The organism is Nonomuraea sp. NPDC048881 (assembly GCF_040649795.1).
In the GTDB taxonomy this organism is placed as follows: domain Bacteria; phylum Actinomycetota; class Actinomycetes; order Streptosporangiales; family Streptosporangiaceae; genus Nonomuraea.
In genome coordinates this window covers 135,174-151,073 of the sequence record NZ_JBEZGC010000016.1, presented here as the reverse complement: position 1 = coordinate 151,073, position 15,900 = coordinate 135,174, and the positions used below count along the sequence as shown (strand labels likewise).

Genomic DNA, 15,900 nt, shown 5'->3' with positions numbered 1-15,900 from the left:
GCGGCGGAACCCGAGCCGTGCCCGCGGACGCCGTCCGCGGGCACGGCCCCCCGAAGGGAGGAACCCCATGAGACGGGCCCTGCTGACCGGCCTGCTGCCACTCCTGCTGTCCGCCCCGGCCGCCGCGACGCCACTTTCCGGAGAGACCGGTGCAGAGGTGGTCGAGGTGGTCGAGGTGGCCACGGCGGCCCAGCTCGCCGGCGCGCTGGCCGCGGCGGTTCCCGGGCAGACCATCAGGCTCGCGCCCGGCGAGTACCACGGCGCCTTCGTCGCCCGGCGCCCCGGAACGTCCGCCGCCCCGATCACGCTGACCGGACCGGCGGACGCCGTCCTGGTCAACGACGGTCCCTCCGGCGCCGCGCCGTCCTGCCCCGCGCCCGGCGGCGGCTGGGACTCCGGCTACGGGCTGTGGCTGTACGAGGCGCCGTACTGGCGGCTCACCGGGTTCACCGTCAAGGACTCCAAGAAGGGTGTCGTCCTGGACGCCTCCCCGCACGTGGTCATCGACGGCGTGTACGTGCACCACGTCGAGGACGAGGGCGTGCACTTCCGGCGCAGCTCGTCCGACGGCGTGCTGCGCGACTCCCGCATCACCCACACCGGCCTCGTCCAGCCCGGCTACGGCGAGGGCGTCTACCTCGGCTCGGCCGGCTCCAACTGGGGCTGCCACGGCAACACCGGCGGCGCGGACCGCTCGGACCGCGTCCAGGTCACCGGGAACACCATCGGCCCGTACGTCGCCGCCGAGCACATCGACGTCAAGGAGGGCACCAGCGGCGGCCTGATCAGCGGCAACACCTTCGACGGCACCGGCGTCAGCGGCCAGAACTCCGCCGACTCCTGGGTGGACGTCAAGGGCTCCGGCTACACCATCGAGAACAACACCGGCACGTTCGCCCCGCCCGGCACCTTCGCCAACGGCTACGAGACGCACAATCCGGCCACCACGCCGTCCTTCCTCAACGGCTGCGGCAACGTGTGGCGCGGCAACCGGTCCGATCTCGGCGGCGTCGGCGGGTACGCCATCAAGATCACCTCGACGTCGAAGTGCGCGGCCGATCCCAACGTCGTGCACTCCTCCAACACCGTCACCGGCGCCACCCGCGGCCTGACGAACGTCCCGGTGACCCCGGGCTGACGGCCCGCTCAGGACCGGCCGCCCGGCCTCCGGGCGGCCGTCCCGCCGTGCCGCGCGCCGCCCAGGTGAACCCCGCCCAACAGGGTTAAGAAACCTTCCTAACTTCATTGACAGCCCTCAGCGCCCTGCGCCACGATCCCGGTAAGCGGCTCGGCGCGGCTTCCTTCCCCAGGATGTGACGCGCTCAGCGAAAGACCTCCTGCCCCGGCCGCCCACCGGACCGTGCTCCGATCTCTCACTCCCAGGAGAATCGCCATGTCCAGAGTCCGCCTGGCCGTCATGGCCGTGATCGGCCTGCTGGCCGGCCTGCTCGTGGCCGCCAACGCCTCGGCCGGCACCGCCGAGACGCTGCTGTCACAGGGCAAACCCGCCACCTCCTCCTCCAAGGAAGCCACCTCCTACGCCGCCGCCAAGGCCTTCGACGGCGACCTCGCCGCCACCCGGTGGGCCTCGGCCGAGGGCCACGACCCCGAATGGCTGCGCGTCGACCTCGGCGCCGCCCAGCAGATCAGCCGGGTCAAGCTGACCTGGGAGGACGCCTACGCCACGTCGTACAAGATCCAGACCTCCCCGGACGGGAGCGCCTGGACCGACGTCTACTCCACCACCAGCGGCGACGGCGGCGTGGACGACCTCACCCTGACCGCCACCGGCCGCTACGTCCGCATGTACGGGACCGCGCGCGGCACCGACTACGGCTACTCCCTGTGGGAGATGCAGGTCTACGGCGGCGGCACCCAGCCCACCGACCCGCCGGGCGACACGTTCGTGGTGGCCGCCGCCGGTGACATCGCCGAGCAGTGCACCGCGAGCTCGTCCTCCTGCGTGCACCCGAAGACGGCCGCCCTGGTCGAGTCGATGAACCCCGAGTTCGTCATCACCATGGGCGACAACCAGTACGACGACGCCCTGCTGTCGGACTTCCGCAACTACTACGACAAGACGTGGGGCAGGTTCAAGGCCAAGACCCACCCGGTCCCCGGCAACCACGAGACCTACGACCCGGCCGGATCGGAAGCCGGGTACAAGTCGTACTTCGGCGCGATCGCCTTCCCGCAGGGCAAGAGCTACTACAGCTACGACCGGGGCAACTGGCACTTCGTCGCGCTCGACTCCAACCACTTCGACCAGTCCGCCCAGCTCACCTGGCTCAAGAGCGACCTCGCCGCCACCACCAAGCCGTGCGTGGCCGCGTACTGGCACCACCCGCTGTTCAGCTCCGGCGAGCACGGCAACGACCCCGTCTCCAAGCCCGTGTGGCAGGCCCTGTACGCGGCCGGCGCCGAGTTCGTGCTCAACGGGCACGACCACCACTACGAGCGGTTCGGGCCGCAGAACCCCAGCGCCCAGGCCGACACCGCGAAGGGCATCGTCGAGGTGCTCGGCGGGATGGGCGGCGCGTCGCCGTACCAGATCGAGAACGTGCAGCCGAACAGCCAGAAGCGGCTCAGCGGCACGTTCGGCGTGCTGAAGCTGACCTTCACCGGCAGCACGTTCGGCTGGCAGCTGATCGGGACCGACGGCTCGGTCAAGGACAGCAGCCCGACCTACTCCTGCCACTAGATGTACATCTCGCTTCTCGGCACCCGGCTGACCAGGGCGGTGCCCGCCAACGTGGTGGCGCTCGGCCTGGTCAGCCTGGTCACGGACGTCTCGTCGGAGATGGTCACCGCGGTGCTGCCGCTGTACCTGGTGGGCACGCTCGGGCTCAGCCTGGTGCAGTTCGGCCTGCTGGACGGCCTGTACTTCGGCGTCACCGCGCTGGTCAGGCTGGCCGGCGGGCACGCCGCCGACCGGTGGAGCCGCCGCAAGCTGGTCGCCGGGCTCGGGTACGGGCTCTCGGCCGTCTGCAAGCTGGGCCTGCTCGCGGCCGGCGCATCGGCCGCCGCGCTCGGGCTGGTGCTGGCCGCCGACCGCACCGGCAAGGGGCTGCGCACCGCGCCCCGGGACGCCCTCATCACCCTGAGCGCCCCGCCCGACCGGCTGGGCGGCGCGTTCGGGGTGCACCGGGCGATGGACACCGTGGGCGCCTTCCTCGGGCCGCTGGCCGCCTTCGCGGTGCTGACGGCGACGGCCGGCGCCTACGACGCGGTGTTCGTGACGAGCTTCTGCGTGGCCGCGCTGGCCGTGCTGCTGCTGATCCTCTACGTACGCGACCGGCGCGGCCCGCTGACCGTCCGCGTCCGGCTGCGGGCGGCGGTGACGCGGGAGCCCGGGTTCCGCCGGGCCTGCCTGGTGGCGGTGGCGCTCGGCCTGGTCACGGTCAGCGACTCGTTCGTCTACCTCGTGCTGCAGCGGCGGCTGGCGATCGCGCCCGAACTGTTCCCGCTGCTGCCGCTCGGCACGGCGGGCGCGTACCTGCTGCTCGCCGTGCCGCTCGGCCGGCTGGCGGACCGGTTCGGGCGCGCGGCGGTGTTCGTCACCGGGCACGTGGCGCTGCTCGCGGTCTACCTGGTGCTGATGGGCCCGGCCTGGCTGCTGCCCGCGCTGCTGCTGCACGGCCTGTTCTACGCCGCCACCGACGGAGTGCTGATGGCCCTGACCGGGCCGATGCTGCCCGAGAGCGCGCGCACCGGCGGGCTGGCGCTGCTGCAGACCGGGCAGGCCACGGCCCGGATGGTGTCGTCCATCCTGTTCGGCCTGCTGTGGGCGGGGACGGGGGAGGGGCCGGCGCTGGCGGTGATGGCCGCGGGGCTGGTGACGGCGTCCGCGATCGCGTGGCGGGCGCTGCGATCACAAGGAGGTCGTCCATGAGACGGGTGCTCGTGCTCCTGGCCGCGGTGGTCCTGCTGGCGGGCGGCGCGACCGCGTACGCCACCTGGGCGGCGTCCTCGCGGCAGACCGGACCCGCCGTCGCGGGCTTCGACGCCGGCGAGCCGGGCCGGGTGCTGGTGCGCAGCGGCGGACGCGTCGCCTCCGTGCCGCTCGCCGACCCTGGCGCGCCGCCACGGGTCAGCTCCCGGGCCTGCGACCGCTTCTACACGGCGAACGGCACCACCCTCTGCCTGGTCACCCGGCCCGGCCCGCTGCCGAAGACCGAGGCGCTCGTCCTGGACCGGTCGCTCAAGGAGACCCGCCGGATCAACCTGGCCGGCGTCCCGAGCCGGGCGCGCGTGTCGGCCAGCGGCCGGATGGCCTCCTGGACGGTGTTCGTCACCGGCGACTCCTACAGCACCGGCGGCTTCTCCACCTGGACCGGCATCCTCGACACCCGGACCGGCTACCTCGTCACCAACATGGAGGACATCCCGCTCTACCTCGACGGCCGCCGCTACCACTCGGCCGACGTCAACTACTGGGGGGTCACGTTCGCCGCCGACGACAACCGCTTCTACGCGACCGTCTCGACCAAGGGCAGGACGTACCTGGTGGAGGGCGACTTCGGGGCCTGGCGGGCGCGCGCGCTCAGGGAGAACGCCGAGTGCCCGTCCCTGTCGCCGGACGGGACCCGGCTGGTGTTCAAGAAACGCCTCTCGCCGGGCCCGTGGCGGCTGCACCTGCTGGACCTGGCCACGATGCGGGAGACCCCGCTGGGGGAGCGGGCCAGCATCGACGACCAGGCCGCCTGGCTGGACGACCGCACCGTCATGTACGCCAAGGACGGCGACGTGTGGGCGGCCGACGTCGGCGGCGGCCCGCCCCGACGGCTGATCCCCGGCGCGAGCTCCCCGGCCGCCGTCCGCTGACACGCGGCTCTGGCCGGGGGCGGTCAGGGGAGCCGGATGAGACGCCGCTCGACCGCGGCCGTGACCGCGGCCGTGCGCGTGTCCACGCCGAGCTTGTCGTAGATGTGCACCAGGTGGGTCTTGACCGTCGCCTCGGTGATGTAGAGCCGCCGGGCGATCTCCCGGTTGCTCGCCCCGCTGGCCAGCAGCTCCAGCAGCTCGACCTCGCGGGCGCTCAGCGCCGGGCCAGGCTCGCGCATGCGCCGCATCATCCGGGTCGCAACCTTGGCCGACAACACGCTCTCGCCCCTGGCCGCGGCCCGGATGCCCTGGAACAGCTCCTCCGGCGGGCACGCCTTGAGCAGGTAGCCGATGGCCCCCGCGTCGACGGCCCGCATGATGTCGGCGTCGCTCTCGTACGTCGTCAGCACCAGCACCTGCGGCGGCGCGGGCAGCTCGCGGACCCGCCGGGTGACCTCCACGCCGTCGACGCCCTCGCCGAGTTGCAGGTCCATGAGGACGACGTCGGGGGAGCGGGCGGCGATGCCGCGCAACGCCTCGGCGCCGTCGGCCGCCTCGCCGACGATCTCCATGTCGGGCTCGCCGCCGAGCAGCGCCACCAGCCCCGCCCGGACCACCGGATGGTCGTCGACCAGGAACAACCTCATGCCCCACCGCCGTCCAGGGCCCGCGGCGGCCACACGGCGGGCACCCGGGCCGCGACCGCCGTGCCCTCGCCGGGCGCGCTCTCGACGACCAGGACGCCGTGCACCTCCGCCAGCCGGTCGCGCATCGCCCGCAACCCGTAGCCGCGGCCGGGAGCGGGGGCCGGTTCGGCGAAGCCGACGCCGTCGTCGAACACGTCGAGCGTCACCTCGCCGTCGAGGTAGGACAGCGTCACCGTGGCCGTCACCCCGGACGCCGGGTCCGCCGCCGGGGCGGCGTGGTCGCGGACGTTGGCCAGCGCCGCCTGCGCCACCCGCAGCAGCGCCGCCTGCACCTCCGGCGCCAGCGGGTACTCCTCGCCCGCCAGCCGGAAGCGCACCCGCGGCCCGGTCTCGCCGGCGTCCGCGCAGAGCCGGGCGAGGGCCTCGGGCAGCGTGACGTCCACCAGACCGGGCGGCTGGAGGTCGCGGACGAACCGCCGCGCCTCGGCCAGGTTGTCGGCGGCGGCCGCGGCGGCCCGCCGTACGTGGGCGCGGGCCTGGGCCGGGTCGGTGACCCACATGCGGTCGGCGGCCTGGAGCAGGATGCCCATGCTGGTCAGGCCCTGGGCGAGGGTGTCGTGGATCTCCCTGGCCAGCCGCTCGCGCTCCTCCAGGACGCCGGTGCGGTGACGGGAGTCGGCCAGCGTGCCGCGGGTGCTGATCAGGTCGTCGATGAGCAGTTGCCGGGCGGCGCTCTCGCGCTGCAGCTCCCCGAAGATCACCGCCGTCATGGCCGCGATGCCGACCGGCGCGAGGATCAGGCTGACGTCGAGCTCGCGGGCGATCTCCAGCTGGGCCACGATCACCACCAGGGTCAGCGCCGCGGCGGCCACCGCGAAGCCGTGCGCGTTGAGCAGCCGCAGGCACAGGAAGAGCAGGGGGACCGCGCACCAGCTGAACGACGGCGCCAGCACCACCAGCGCCAGCCACACCGCCGCCACGCCGCCCAGCCAGACCAGCCGCCCCTGCCGCCCCAGCCGGTGCCACCAGACGATCCCCGCCGCGTACGCCAGCGCGAGCAGGCCGCAGACGACCAGCGACGTCACCGTCTGGGCGCTCATGCCGTGGCGGGACACCAGCCGCAGGGCCGAGGCGGCGAGCAGCAGGTAGAAGCCGACGTGCATGGCCCAGTTGAGCCAGGTGCGCTCCCTCATGGCCCTCCCCGTCGCCGCGCCCTTCGACACTATCCCCTGCCCGAGAATGGCCCCTGCCAGGGCGGCGGCGCATCAACCGATCGGTTGACCCGGCCCTCGACCGCTCGGCGCGCGCAGATCGCCCGTGCTCCCGATGGCCCGCGGCGGCCCGCCCGGAAACCTAGAGGTGTCCGACTTCGCCCTGACGAACTGGAGAAACCATGAACATCCGTACTCGCCTGGTCGCCGGCTCGCTGTCGGGGCTGGCCGTGCTGGCCGGCGCCGTCGCCGCCACCTCGCCCGCCCAGGCCGCCGACGCCGCCCACGGCGCTCGGGTCGCCCGGGTCGCCGCGGCCGAGCCCGTCGTGCAGACCGGCACGCTCTCCGCCGACGCCGCGCTGAAGATCGCCGACGCCGCCCTGAAGGAGGCCGTCAAGCAGAAGCAGCGCGTCACCGTCGTGATCGTCGACCGGTCCGGCGCGACCCGCCTGGTGCTCAAGGGCGACGGCGCGGGCCCGCAGACCGAGGAGTCGGCCCGGCGCAAGGCGTTCACCGCGGTCTCCTTCGGCCGGACGACGTCCGAGCTGGGCAAGGGCATCAACGGCGGCGGGCCGTCCATCGCCGACATCCCGGGCACCCTCTTCCTCGGCGGCGGCGTGCCGGTCGCCTCGGCCGGCACCCCCGTCGCGGGCATCGGCGTCGGCGGCGCCCCCAGCGGCGACATCGACGAGTCCATCGCCCAGGCGGGCCTCAAGGCGGTCGCCGGGCAGCTGCGCTGACCGGCTGGACCGGCCCCCGGCGCGCCGCCGGGGGCGGGCGGACGGAAGGATGAGGGGATGAACCGCCGAGCCATCCTGACCTGGGGACTCGGTCTGATGCTCGCGGCCTGCGGCGGGCGCGAGGTGAAGGGAGCGGGAATGGCCGACGAGGAACTGCTGGCGGGAGCCGCGCGCGGGGACGCCGCCGCCGTCCGGGACGCGCTCGGCGCCGGGGCCGACGTCGAGGCCCGCGACGGGCAACGCCGTACGGCCCTGCTGCTCGCGGCGGCGGCCGACCACGTCGAGGTGGCCAAGGTGCTCGTCGCGGCGGGCGCCGACCCCGACGCCCAGGACGCCAGGAAGGACACCCCCTGGCTGGTCACCGGCGTCACCGGGAGCGTGGCGATGCTCAAGGCGCTGCTGCCCGCCGGGCCCGACCTGACCAGGCGCAACCGGTACGGAGGCGTCTCCCTCATCCCGGCCTGCGAGCGCGGGCACGTCGAGTACGTGCGCGAGGTGCTGAAGACCGGCATCGACGTCGACCACGTCAACGACCTGGGCTGGACGGGCCTGTTGGAGGCGGTCATCCTGGGCGACGGCGGCGAGCGCCACCAGGAGGTCGTGCGGCTGCTCATCGCCGCGGGCGCCGACGTCGACCTGGCCGACCGCGACGGCGTCACGCCGCTCGCCCACGCCGTCTCCAAGGGCCAGAGGGAAGTGGCCGCCCTGCTCCGCGCAGCCGGAGCCCACTGACCCGGCGGGGCCCGGCCTCGGCGGGCGCGCAGGAGGCAGGCGTCCGGAGCGCGGCAGGCGCCTGCTAAAGTGTGAAATGCTTGTGATTCTCAGCTAGGAGACCAGACATGGCAGGTGACGACGACATCTCCGGGTGATACCGGAGGGTGATCGGCCCCGGCGTGAGCGTGTGAGCGCCGCCGGTGTGGCCGCGTTCGTCGTTTCCCGAATCCCTGTCCTTTCAGCGGGCGGCTTCGGCATGCCCGCGTTCTCCGTCGAGGTCTTCTTCACATGTCCGACGCGTTCATCGTCTGCTCCAACCTGTCCTTCTCCTGGCCTGACGACACCCCCGTCTTCAGCGACCTGTCCTTCAGCGTGCCCGGCGGCCGTACCGGCCTGGTCGCCCCCAACGGCGCCGGCAAGAGCACGCTGCTCAAGCTGATCGCCGGGGAGTACCGGCCGCGCTCGGGCGGCGTGTCCGTCAACGGCGTGCTCGGCTACCTGCCGCAGAGCCTGCCGCTGGCCGGCGACCTGACCGTGGCCGAGGTCCTGGGCATCGCCCCGGTGATCGCCGCGCTCAACGCCATCGAGGCGGGCGACACCGCCGAGGAGCACTTCACCACCATCGGCAACGACTGGGACATCGAGGAGCGCACCCGTGCCCAGCTCGACCGGCTCGGGCTCGGCCACCTCGACTTCGCCCGCACCCTGCGCACGCTGAGCGGCGGGCAGATCGTCTCGCTCGGCCTGGCCGCGCAGCTGCTCCGGCGGCCCGACGTGCTGCTGCTCGACGAGCCCACGAACAACCTCGACCTCGACGCCCGCCACCGGCTGCACGCCGTGCTCGGCGACTGGAAGGGCTGCCTGCTCGTGGTCAGCCACGACCGCGCCCTGCTCGACCGCATGGACCGCATCGCCGAGCTCGACCGGGGCGAGGTGCGCTTCTACGGCGGCGACTTCACCGCCTACGAGGAGGCCGTACGCACCGAGCAGGAGGCCGCCGAGCGCAACGTGCGCACGGCCGAGCAGGAGCTCAAGCGCGAGAAGCGGGAGATGCAGCAGGCCCGCGAGCGCGCCGAGCGCAGGGCCGGCAACGCCGCCCGCAACCTCAAGAACGCCGGCCTGCCGCGCATCTTCGCCGGGAACATGAAGCGCGGCGCCCAGGAGTCGGCCGGCCGGGCGAGCCAGACGCACGCCGCCCGCGTCAGCGACGCCAAGGCCCGGCTCGACGAGGCGGGCCGCGCCCTGCGCGACGACCAGCGCATCTCCCTGCAACTGCCGGGCACCAACGTGCCCGCCGGGCGCACGGTCTTCCAGGGCGAGCACCTCATGGCCCGCGGCCTGTTCGCCGAGCCCGGCATCGACCTGGTCGTGCGCGGGCCCGAGCGCATCGCGCTGACCGGCCCCAACGGCGCCGGCAAGTCCACGCTGCTGCGCCTGATCACCGGCGACCTGGAGCCCGACGGCGGCGCCGCCAGGCGGGCCGACGGCCGGGTGGCCTACCTGTCGCAGCGGCTCGACCTGCTCGACGACGACCTCACCGTCGCCGAGAACCTGGCCGCCTTCGCCCCCGCGATGCCGGCCGCCGAGCGGATGAACCTGCTGGCCCGCTTCCTGTTCCGGGGAGCGCGGGCCCATCTGCGGGTAGGTGTGCTGTCGGGCGGCGAACGGCTGCGCGCCACGCTGGCCTGCGTGTTGTGCGCGGAGCCGGCGCCACAGCTACTGCTGCTGGACGAGCCGACCAACAACCTCGACCTGGTCAGCGTGGGCCAGCTGGAGAGCGCGCTCGGCGCGTACGAGGGGGCGTTCGTGGTGGTCAGCCACGACGAGCGGTTCCTGGCGGAGATCCGGGTGGACCGCAGGCTGGAGCTGTCCGGCGGGCGGCTGCTGGAGGGCGGCGGGCCGGAGCTGGGGTGACGTCCCTTGTAGGGGGCTATTTCCGGACATATTACTAAACTTGGATGGTTCGTTCTCTTGTGTCATTCAGGTTTGTATAGGTAGGTTTGGCGGCTATGACCGCATCGAAGGCTCCGACGACCGCCGAGGAGCTGCGCGGCGCCGGGCTGCGGGTGACCGCCGCCCGGGTCGCGCTGCTCGAGACCGTCCGCGAGGGTGACCACCTCGGGGTCGAGGCGATCGCGTCCGGGGTGCGCGAGCGCGTGGGTCATATCTCGTTGCAGGCCGTGTACGACGCCCTCCACGCGCTGGCCGCCGCGGGGCTCGTCCGCCGCCTCGACCCCCCGGGCAGCTCGGCCCTGTACGAGGGCCGCGTCGGGGACAACCACCACCATCTCGTGTGCCGGTCCTGCGGCGCCGTGGCCGACGTCGACTGCGCCGTCGGCCACGCCCCCTGCCTGACCGCCTCCGACGACCGCGGCTTCGCCATCGACGAGGCCGAGGTCATCTATTGGGGCCTGTGCCCCGCATGCTCCACCGGCAGCAGTTCCTGAGCACCCAGATTCCGCCTCGTCCGGAAGGATTCCCATGTCTGAGAACCATGATGCGATCGTCACAGACGCCAAGTCGGAGGACTCGGGCGGCTGTCCGGTCGCGCACGAGCGCGCCCCGCACCCGACCCAGGGCGGCGGCAACCGCCAGTGGTGGCCGGAGCGGCTCAACGTCAAGATCCTGGCCAAGAACCCGGCCGTGGCCAACCCGTTCGGCGAGGACTTCGACTACGCGGCGGAGTTCAAGACCCTCGACCTCGCGGCCGTCAAGCGGGACATCGCCGAGGTGCTGACGACCTCGCAGGACTGGTGGCCGGCCGACTTCGGCCACTACGGCCCGTTCATGATCCGGATGGCCTGGCACAGCGCGGGCACGTACCGCATCAGCGACGGACGCGGCGGCGCCGGCGCCGGGCAGCAGCGCTTCGCGCCGCTCAACAGCTGGCCCGACAACGGCAACCTGGACAAGGCCCGCCGCCTGCTGTGGCCGGTCAAGAAGAAGTACGGCCGCAAGATCTCCTGGGCCGACCTGCTGATCCTCACCGGCAACGTGGCCCTGGAGTCGATGGGCTTCAAGACCTTCGGCTACGCCGGCGGCCGCGTGGACGCCTGGGAGCCCGACGAGGACGTCTACTGGGGCCCCGAGTCCACCTGGCTCGGCGACCAGCGCTACACCGGCGACCGCGAGCTGGAGAACCCGCTGGCCGCGGTCCAGATGGGCCTCATCTACGTCAACCCCGAGGGCCCCAACGGCAACCCCGACCCGCTGGCGGCGGCCCGCGACATCCGCGAGACCTTCCGCCGCATGGCGATGAACGACGAGGAGACCGCCGCCCTCATCGTGGGCGGTCACACCTTCGGCAAGACGCACGGCGCCGGCCCGGCCGACCACGTCGGCCCAGACCCCGAGGCCGCCCCGATCGAGCAGATGGGCCTCGGCTGGCGCAACACCTTCGGCACCGGCAAGGGCGGCGACGCCATCACCAGCGGCCTTGAGGGCATCTGGACGAACACCCCCACGACCTGGGACAACAGCTTCCTGGAGATCCTGTACGGCTACGAGTGGGAGCTGTTCAAGAGCCCCGCGGGAGCCAACCAGTGGCGGCCGAAGGACGGCGCCGGCGCCGGCACCGTGCCCGACGCCCACGACCCGGCCAAGCGGCACGCCCCGACGATGCTGACGACCGACCTGGCCCTGCGCGTGGACCCGATCTACGAGCAGATCACCCGCCGCTGGCTGGAGCACCCCGACGAGCTCGCCGACGCCTTCGCCCGCGCCTGGTACAAGCTCACCCACCGCGACATGGGCCCGCGCGCCCGCTACCTCGGCCCGGAGGTCCCGGCCGAGACCCTGCTGTGGCAGGACCCGCTGCCCGCGGTGACGCACGAGCTCGTCGACGCGGCCGACGTCGCCGCGCTCAAGGAGCAGATCCTCGCCACGGGGCTGTCGGTGTCCGAGCTGGTCTCCACCGCGTGGGCCTCGGCCTCCTCCTTCCGCGGCAGCGACAAGCGCGGCGGCGCCGACGGCGCGCGCATCCGCCTGCAGCCGCAGAGCGCGTGGGAGGTCAACGACCCCGACCGGCTGGCGACCGTGCTGGGCACGCTGGAGGGCGTCCAGAAGGCGTTCAACGGCGCCCAGACCGGCGGCAAGCAGGTCTCGCTGGCCGACCTGATCGTGCTGGCCGGGTGCGCGGGCGTCGAGCGGGCCGCCAAGGAGGCCGGCTTCGACGTCCAGGTGCCCTTCACGCCGGGACGCGCGGACGCCACGCAGGAGCAGACCGACGTGGAGTCGTTCGCCGCGCTGGAGCCGGTCGCCGACGGGTTCCGCAACTACCTCGGCAAGGGCAACCGGCTTCCGGCCGAGTACCTGCTGCTCGACCGGGCCAACCTGCTGACGCTGAGCGCGCCGGAGATGACCGTCCTCGTGGGCGGCCTGCGGGTGCTGGGCGCCAACCACCGGCAGTCGACGCTCGGCGTCCTCACCACGACCCCGGGGACGCTGACCAACGACTTCTTCGTCAACCTGCTCGACCTGGGCACGACGTGGCACTCGACCGAGGACGCCAACCTCTTCGAGGGCCGTGACGCCGCCACCGGCGAGGTGCGGTGGACCGGCACCCGCGCCGACCTCGTCTTCGGCGCGAACTCCGAGCTGCGCGCGGTCGCCGAGGTCTACGCCAGCGACGACGCCAAGGAGAAGTTCGTCCGTGACTTCGTCGCGGCGTGGGACAAGGTCATGAACCTCGACCGGTTCGACCTGGCCTGAGCCTGACCGGAACGCCCGGGGCGGCCGCCCCGGGCGTTCCGCGTGCCCGGCGACCGCGTGGCGGGCCGGGACGCCTTCCGCCCCGGCGCGGGCCCTCCCGGACGTCAGGCGGTGAGCAGGGCCTGAGAGGTGACGTGCAGGTCGGCGACGGCCGCCGCGGCCCGCCCGGCGTCGAAGGCGGGGTCGCACAGGCGCTGCTCCAGGTCGGCCAGCACCACGACGACGTGCAGGTTGAGCACCCGCAGGCGCTCCCGCGTCAGGCCGGGCAGCCGCCGCCGCAGCAGCACGGCCAGCTCGGCGACCCCGGGATGGTGGTCGCTGGAGTAGGGCCAGGAGCGGTAGCCGCCGGACAACACGTAACGGCTGGTGAAGCGCAGGTACCAGCTCGTGCCCGGGTGGCCGAGCACGTGCTCGGCCAGCGGGGCCAGGTACGCCGCGACCAGGGCGGGAAGGTCCTCCTCCAGGCCGCGGGCGCGCAGGTCGCCGATCAGCGCGCGGCGGCGCTCGTTGAGGGGGGTCATGCGGTGGGCGTACAGGGCGTCGATCAGGCCGGCCTTGCCGTCGAAGTGGTACTGGACCGCCGAATGGTTGCCCTGCCCGGCCGCGACGGCGATCTCCCGGAGCGAGACGTCGAGGCCGCGTTCGGCGAAGAGCCGTTCGGCCGCCAGGAGAATCTTCTCTTTGGCCTGCATTCCCACCTTTTCCGGATCACCGAGGTATCGTCGCGGATTAAGACAACCTGTCTTACTCTCGTGCCGTCTGCTGTCCAAGACCGTACGCCTCTCCTGGCAGGAGCCTCGCCGTGACCGCAGAACCGATCTTCCGCCGGGCCGGCCGCCCGCCGGAGCACGCTCCGAACGTCCTGGCCGTCGTCCTGGACGACACCGGCTTCGCCCAGCTCGGCTGCTTCGGCTCCGGCATCGCCACGCCGCACATCGACCGGCTCGCGGCCGGCGGCCTGCGCTACAACCGGTTCCACGTGACCGCGCTGTGCTCGCCGTCGCGCGCCTGCTTCCTCACCGGGCGCAACCACCACGCCGTCGGCATGGGCTTCCTCGCCGACATCCCGCTCGACCACCCCGGCTACACCGCCCGCATCCCGCGCTCGGCCGCGACCCTGCCGCGGATCCTGCGCGACCACGGCTACTCCACCATCGCCATCGGCAAGTGGCACCTCACGCCGCGCTACGAGCGCTCGGCCGCCGGCCCGTTCGGCCACTGGCCGCTCGGCCAGGGCTTCGAGCGCTACTACGGCTTCCTGCAGGGCGACACCAACCACTACGCGCCCAACCTCGTCCGGGACAACCACCACGTGGAGCCGCCCGCCACCCCCGAGGAGGGCTACCACCTCACCGAGGACCTCCTCACGCAGGCCATCCGGCACCTCGACGACCAGCGCCACGCCGCCCCCGGCAAACCCTTCTTCCTCCACCTCGGCCTCGGCGCCACGCACTCCCCGCACCACGTCCCGCCCGAGTGGAGCGAGCCCTACCGGGGCCGCTTCGACCAGGGGTGGGACGCCTGGCGGGAGGAGATCTTCCGGCGCCAGACCGAGACGGGCGTCGTCCCGCCCGGCACCGTGCTCACCCCGCGCCCGGAGTGGGTGCCCGCCTGGGACGGCCTCCCCGCCGACCGCCGCCGCCTGTACGCCCGCCAGCAGGAGGTCTTCGCGGGCTTCCTCACCCACGCCGACGCCCAGCTCGGCCGCCTGATCGCCCACCTGGAGGAGACCGGGCGGCTCGACGACACCATCATCGTGATCTTCTCCGACAACGGCGCCAGCGCCGAGGGCGGCGTGGACGGCAGCGTCAACGAGCACCGCTTCTCCGCCGGCATCCGCGAGTCCCCGCAGGACAACCTGGCCCACCACGACGACTGGGGCGGGCCGCGCACCTACAACCACTACGCGTGGGGCTGGGCGTGGGCCGGGAACACGCCGTTCCGGCTGTGGAAGCGCTACACCTGGCTCGGCGGCACCCGTACGCCGCTCATCGTGCACTGGCCGGCCGGGATCGGCGGCGGCGGCGCGGTGCGCGACCAGATCGTGCACGTCAACGACCTGTTCCCGACCCTGCTGGACGCGATCGGCATCCAGGCGCCCGACGTCGTGGACGGGATCGAGCAGCAGCCGGTGGACGGGGCCAGCTTCCTGGCCACCTTCGCCGACCCCGGGGCGCCCGCGCCGCGCACCACCCAGTACTTCGAGATGCTGGGCTCGCGCTCCCTCATCCACGGCCGCTGGAAGGTCACCACCGACCACGTGTCCACGGGCGTCCTGGACGAGGAGGAACTGCTCACCGGCAGCCGCGACCTCGACGCCGACCACTGGGCGCTGTTCGACCTGGCGGCCGACTTCTCCGAGGCGGCCGACGTGTCCGCCGGGCATCCGGACGTGGTCGCCGAGCTGCGGCGGTTGTGGGACCGGGAGGCCGGGCGCAACAACGTCCTGCCGCTGTACGACGACCTGGTGGCCCGCCTCGGCGCGCTCATCGGGCCGGCCTGGCCGCCCGGCGACGACCGCACGTTCCGGCCCGGGGCCTCGCCCGTGTGCGACGAGTCGTTGCCGCTGCTGTTCGGCGGCTTCCGCTGGACGGCCGAGATCGAGGCGGCCCGCGAGCCCGAAGGCGTGCTGTTCGCGCTGGGCGACTGGAACGGCGGCTTCGCCCTGTACGTCACCGGAGGCCGCCTGGCCTTCACCTTCTCCCGCGCCGGGGAGCCGCTGGAGCTCACCGCCGACCGCCCGCTGCCCGCCGGCCGCCAGTCCGTGGACGTCGTGCACACCACGGGCCCCACGGGTTCGGCCTTCCATCTGTCGCAGGGCGGGGTCGTGGTGGGCACACTGGCGTTCGACGGCCTGCTGCCGGTCGCGCTCCAGCACGGCGGGGCCGGGCTGCGGCTCGGCCACGACCTCGGGCTGCCCGTCTCCGGCCGGTACCGCGTCCCGGCCCGGTGGAACGGGCGGCTGCTCTCGGTCCGGCTCAGGACGCCGGGCGCCGCGACCCCCGACCTGCTCGCCGGCCTGCGGACCGCGCTGCACGCCGACTGACGGGCCCT

At 73.3% G+C, this 15,900-nt stretch carries 13 protein-coding genes; 10 read left to right on the top strand and 3 right to left on the bottom strand.

The genetic code is table 11. The features are described from left to right. Positions 1–67: 67 nt before the first annotated feature. The 4 genes from AB0C33_RS39670 to AB0C33_RS39655 all read left to right on the top strand — a co-directional run bounded on the left by AB0C33_RS39670 (position 68) and on the right by AB0C33_RS39655 (position 4,824). Positions 68–1,138, top strand: coding sequence for a right-handed parallel beta-helix repeat-containing protein (locus tag AB0C33_RS39670; RefSeq protein ID WP_358297681.1), 1,071 nt, complete (start codon positions 68–70; stop codon positions 1,136–1,138). Positions 1,139–1,393: 255 nt separating this feature from the next. After that, complete coding sequence (locus AB0C33_RS39665) at positions 1,394–2,701, top strand: discoidin domain-containing protein (RefSeq protein WP_358297678.1); 1,308 nt, start codon at positions 1,394–1,396, stop codon at positions 2,699–2,701. Next, entirely contained in the window at positions 2,702–3,892 is a 1,191-nt protein-coding gene (locus AB0C33_RS39660; RefSeq protein ID WP_358297675.1) for an MFS transporter, read from the top strand. Then, positions 3,889–4,824, top strand: coding sequence for a hypothetical protein (locus AB0C33_RS39655; RefSeq protein ID WP_358297673.1), 936 nt, complete (start codon positions 3,889–3,891; stop codon positions 4,822–4,824). Before AB0C33_RS39660 ends, AB0C33_RS39655 begins: the two co-directional genes overlap by 4 nt. A gap of 23 nt (positions 4,825–4,847) precedes the next feature. Here AB0C33_RS39655 and AB0C33_RS39650 read toward each other — a convergent pair whose 3' ends face one another. After that, positions 4,848–5,471, bottom strand: coding sequence for a response regulator transcription factor (locus AB0C33_RS39650; protein WP_358012529.1), 624 nt, complete (start codon positions 5,469–5,471; stop codon positions 4,848–4,850). Then, positions 5,468–6,664: a histidine kinase gene (locus tag AB0C33_RS39645; protein ID WP_358297670.1), complete on the bottom strand. Its 1,197-nt coding sequence runs from the start codon at positions 6,662–6,664 to the stop codon at positions 5,468–5,470. Before AB0C33_RS39645 ends, AB0C33_RS39650 begins: the two co-directional genes overlap by 4 nt. Before the next feature lie 200 nt (positions 6,665–6,864). Here AB0C33_RS39645 and AB0C33_RS39640 point away from each other — a divergent pair, with 200 nt between their 5' ends. The 5 genes from AB0C33_RS39640 to katG all read left to right on the top strand — a co-directional run bounded on the left by AB0C33_RS39640 (position 6,865) and on the right by katG (position 12,846). Beyond that, positions 6,865–7,422 carry a heme-binding protein gene (locus AB0C33_RS39640; RefSeq protein ID WP_358297667.1) on the top strand — a complete coding sequence of 186 codons (558 nt, stop codon included), beginning with the start codon at positions 6,865–6,867 and terminating at the stop codon, positions 7,420–7,422. Between the two features lie 57 nt (positions 7,423–7,479). Continuing rightward, positions 7,480–8,154 (top strand): ankyrin repeat domain-containing protein, encoded by a 675-nt coding sequence (locus tag AB0C33_RS39635; RefSeq protein ID WP_358297664.1) that lies wholly within the window; start codon positions 7,480–7,482, stop codon positions 8,152–8,154. A gap of 270 nt (positions 8,155–8,424) precedes the next feature. After that, entirely contained in the window at positions 8,425–10,050 is a 1,626-nt protein-coding gene (locus AB0C33_RS39630) for an ABC-F family ATP-binding cassette domain-containing protein (protein ID WP_358297661.1), read from the top strand. Positions 10,051–10,145: 95 nt separating this feature from the next. Next, positions 10,146–10,583 (top strand): Fur family transcriptional regulator, encoded by a 438-nt coding sequence (locus AB0C33_RS39625; protein WP_352327424.1) that lies wholly within the window; start codon positions 10,146–10,148, stop codon positions 10,581–10,583. A 34-nt stretch (positions 10,584–10,617) separates the two neighbouring features. After that, positions 10,618–12,846 (top strand): catalase/peroxidase HPI, encoded by a 2,229-nt coding sequence (gene katG, locus AB0C33_RS39620; RefSeq protein WP_358297658.1) that lies wholly within the window; start codon positions 10,618–10,620, stop codon positions 12,844–12,846. 104 nt (positions 12,847–12,950) lie between these two features. Here the strand turns inward: katG and AB0C33_RS39615 are convergent, their stop codons facing one another. After that, positions 12,951–13,538: a TetR family transcriptional regulator gene (locus tag AB0C33_RS39615; RefSeq protein WP_358297655.1), complete on the bottom strand. Its 588-nt coding sequence runs from the start codon at positions 13,536–13,538 to the stop codon at positions 12,951–12,953. Positions 13,539–13,648: 110 nt separating this feature from the next. Between AB0C33_RS39615 and AB0C33_RS39610 the strand changes: the two genes are divergently transcribed. After that, positions 13,649–15,892 (top strand): arylsulfatase, encoded by a 2,244-nt coding sequence (locus AB0C33_RS39610; RefSeq protein WP_358297652.1) that lies wholly within the window; start codon positions 13,649–13,651, stop codon positions 15,890–15,892. Positions 15,893–15,900: the final 8 nt, after the last annotated feature.

Coding starts and splice junctions, on each gene's coding strand:
- AB0C33_RS39670 (WP_358297681.1), top strand. CDS start 68: ATGAGACGGGCCCTGCTGACCGGCCTGCTGCCACTCCTGCTGTCCGCC.
- AB0C33_RS39665 (WP_358297678.1), top strand. CDS start 1,394: ATGTCCAGAGTCCGCCTGGCCGTCATGGCCGTGATCGGCCTGCTGGCC.
- AB0C33_RS39660 (WP_358297675.1), top strand. CDS start 2,702: ATGTACATCTCGCTTCTCGGCACCCGGCTGACCAGGGCGGTGCCCGCC.
- AB0C33_RS39655 (WP_358297673.1), top strand. CDS start 3,889: ATGAGACGGGTGCTCGTGCTCCTGGCCGCGGTGGTCCTGCTGGCGGGC.
- AB0C33_RS39650 (WP_358012529.1), bottom strand. CDS start 5,471: ATGAGGTTGTTCCTGGTCGACGACCATCCGGTGGTCCGGGCGGGGCTG.
- AB0C33_RS39645 (WP_358297670.1), bottom strand. CDS start 6,664: ATGAGGGAGCGCACCTGGCTCAACTGGGCCATGCACGTCGGCTTCTAC.
- AB0C33_RS39640 (WP_358297667.1), top strand. CDS start 6,865: ATGAACATCCGTACTCGCCTGGTCGCCGGCTCGCTGTCGGGGCTGGCC.
- AB0C33_RS39635 (WP_358297664.1), top strand. CDS start 7,480: ATGAACCGCCGAGCCATCCTGACCTGGGGACTCGGTCTGATGCTCGCG.
- AB0C33_RS39630 (WP_358297661.1), top strand. CDS start 8,425: ATGTCCGACGCGTTCATCGTCTGCTCCAACCTGTCCTTCTCCTGGCCT.
- AB0C33_RS39625 (WP_352327424.1), top strand. CDS start 10,146: ATGACCGCATCGAAGGCTCCGACGACCGCCGAGGAGCTGCGCGGCGCC.
- katG (WP_358297658.1), top strand. CDS start 10,618: ATGTCTGAGAACCATGATGCGATCGTCACAGACGCCAAGTCGGAGGAC.
- AB0C33_RS39615 (WP_358297655.1), bottom strand. CDS start 13,538: ATGCAGGCCAAAGAGAAGATTCTCCTGGCGGCCGAACGGCTCTTCGCC.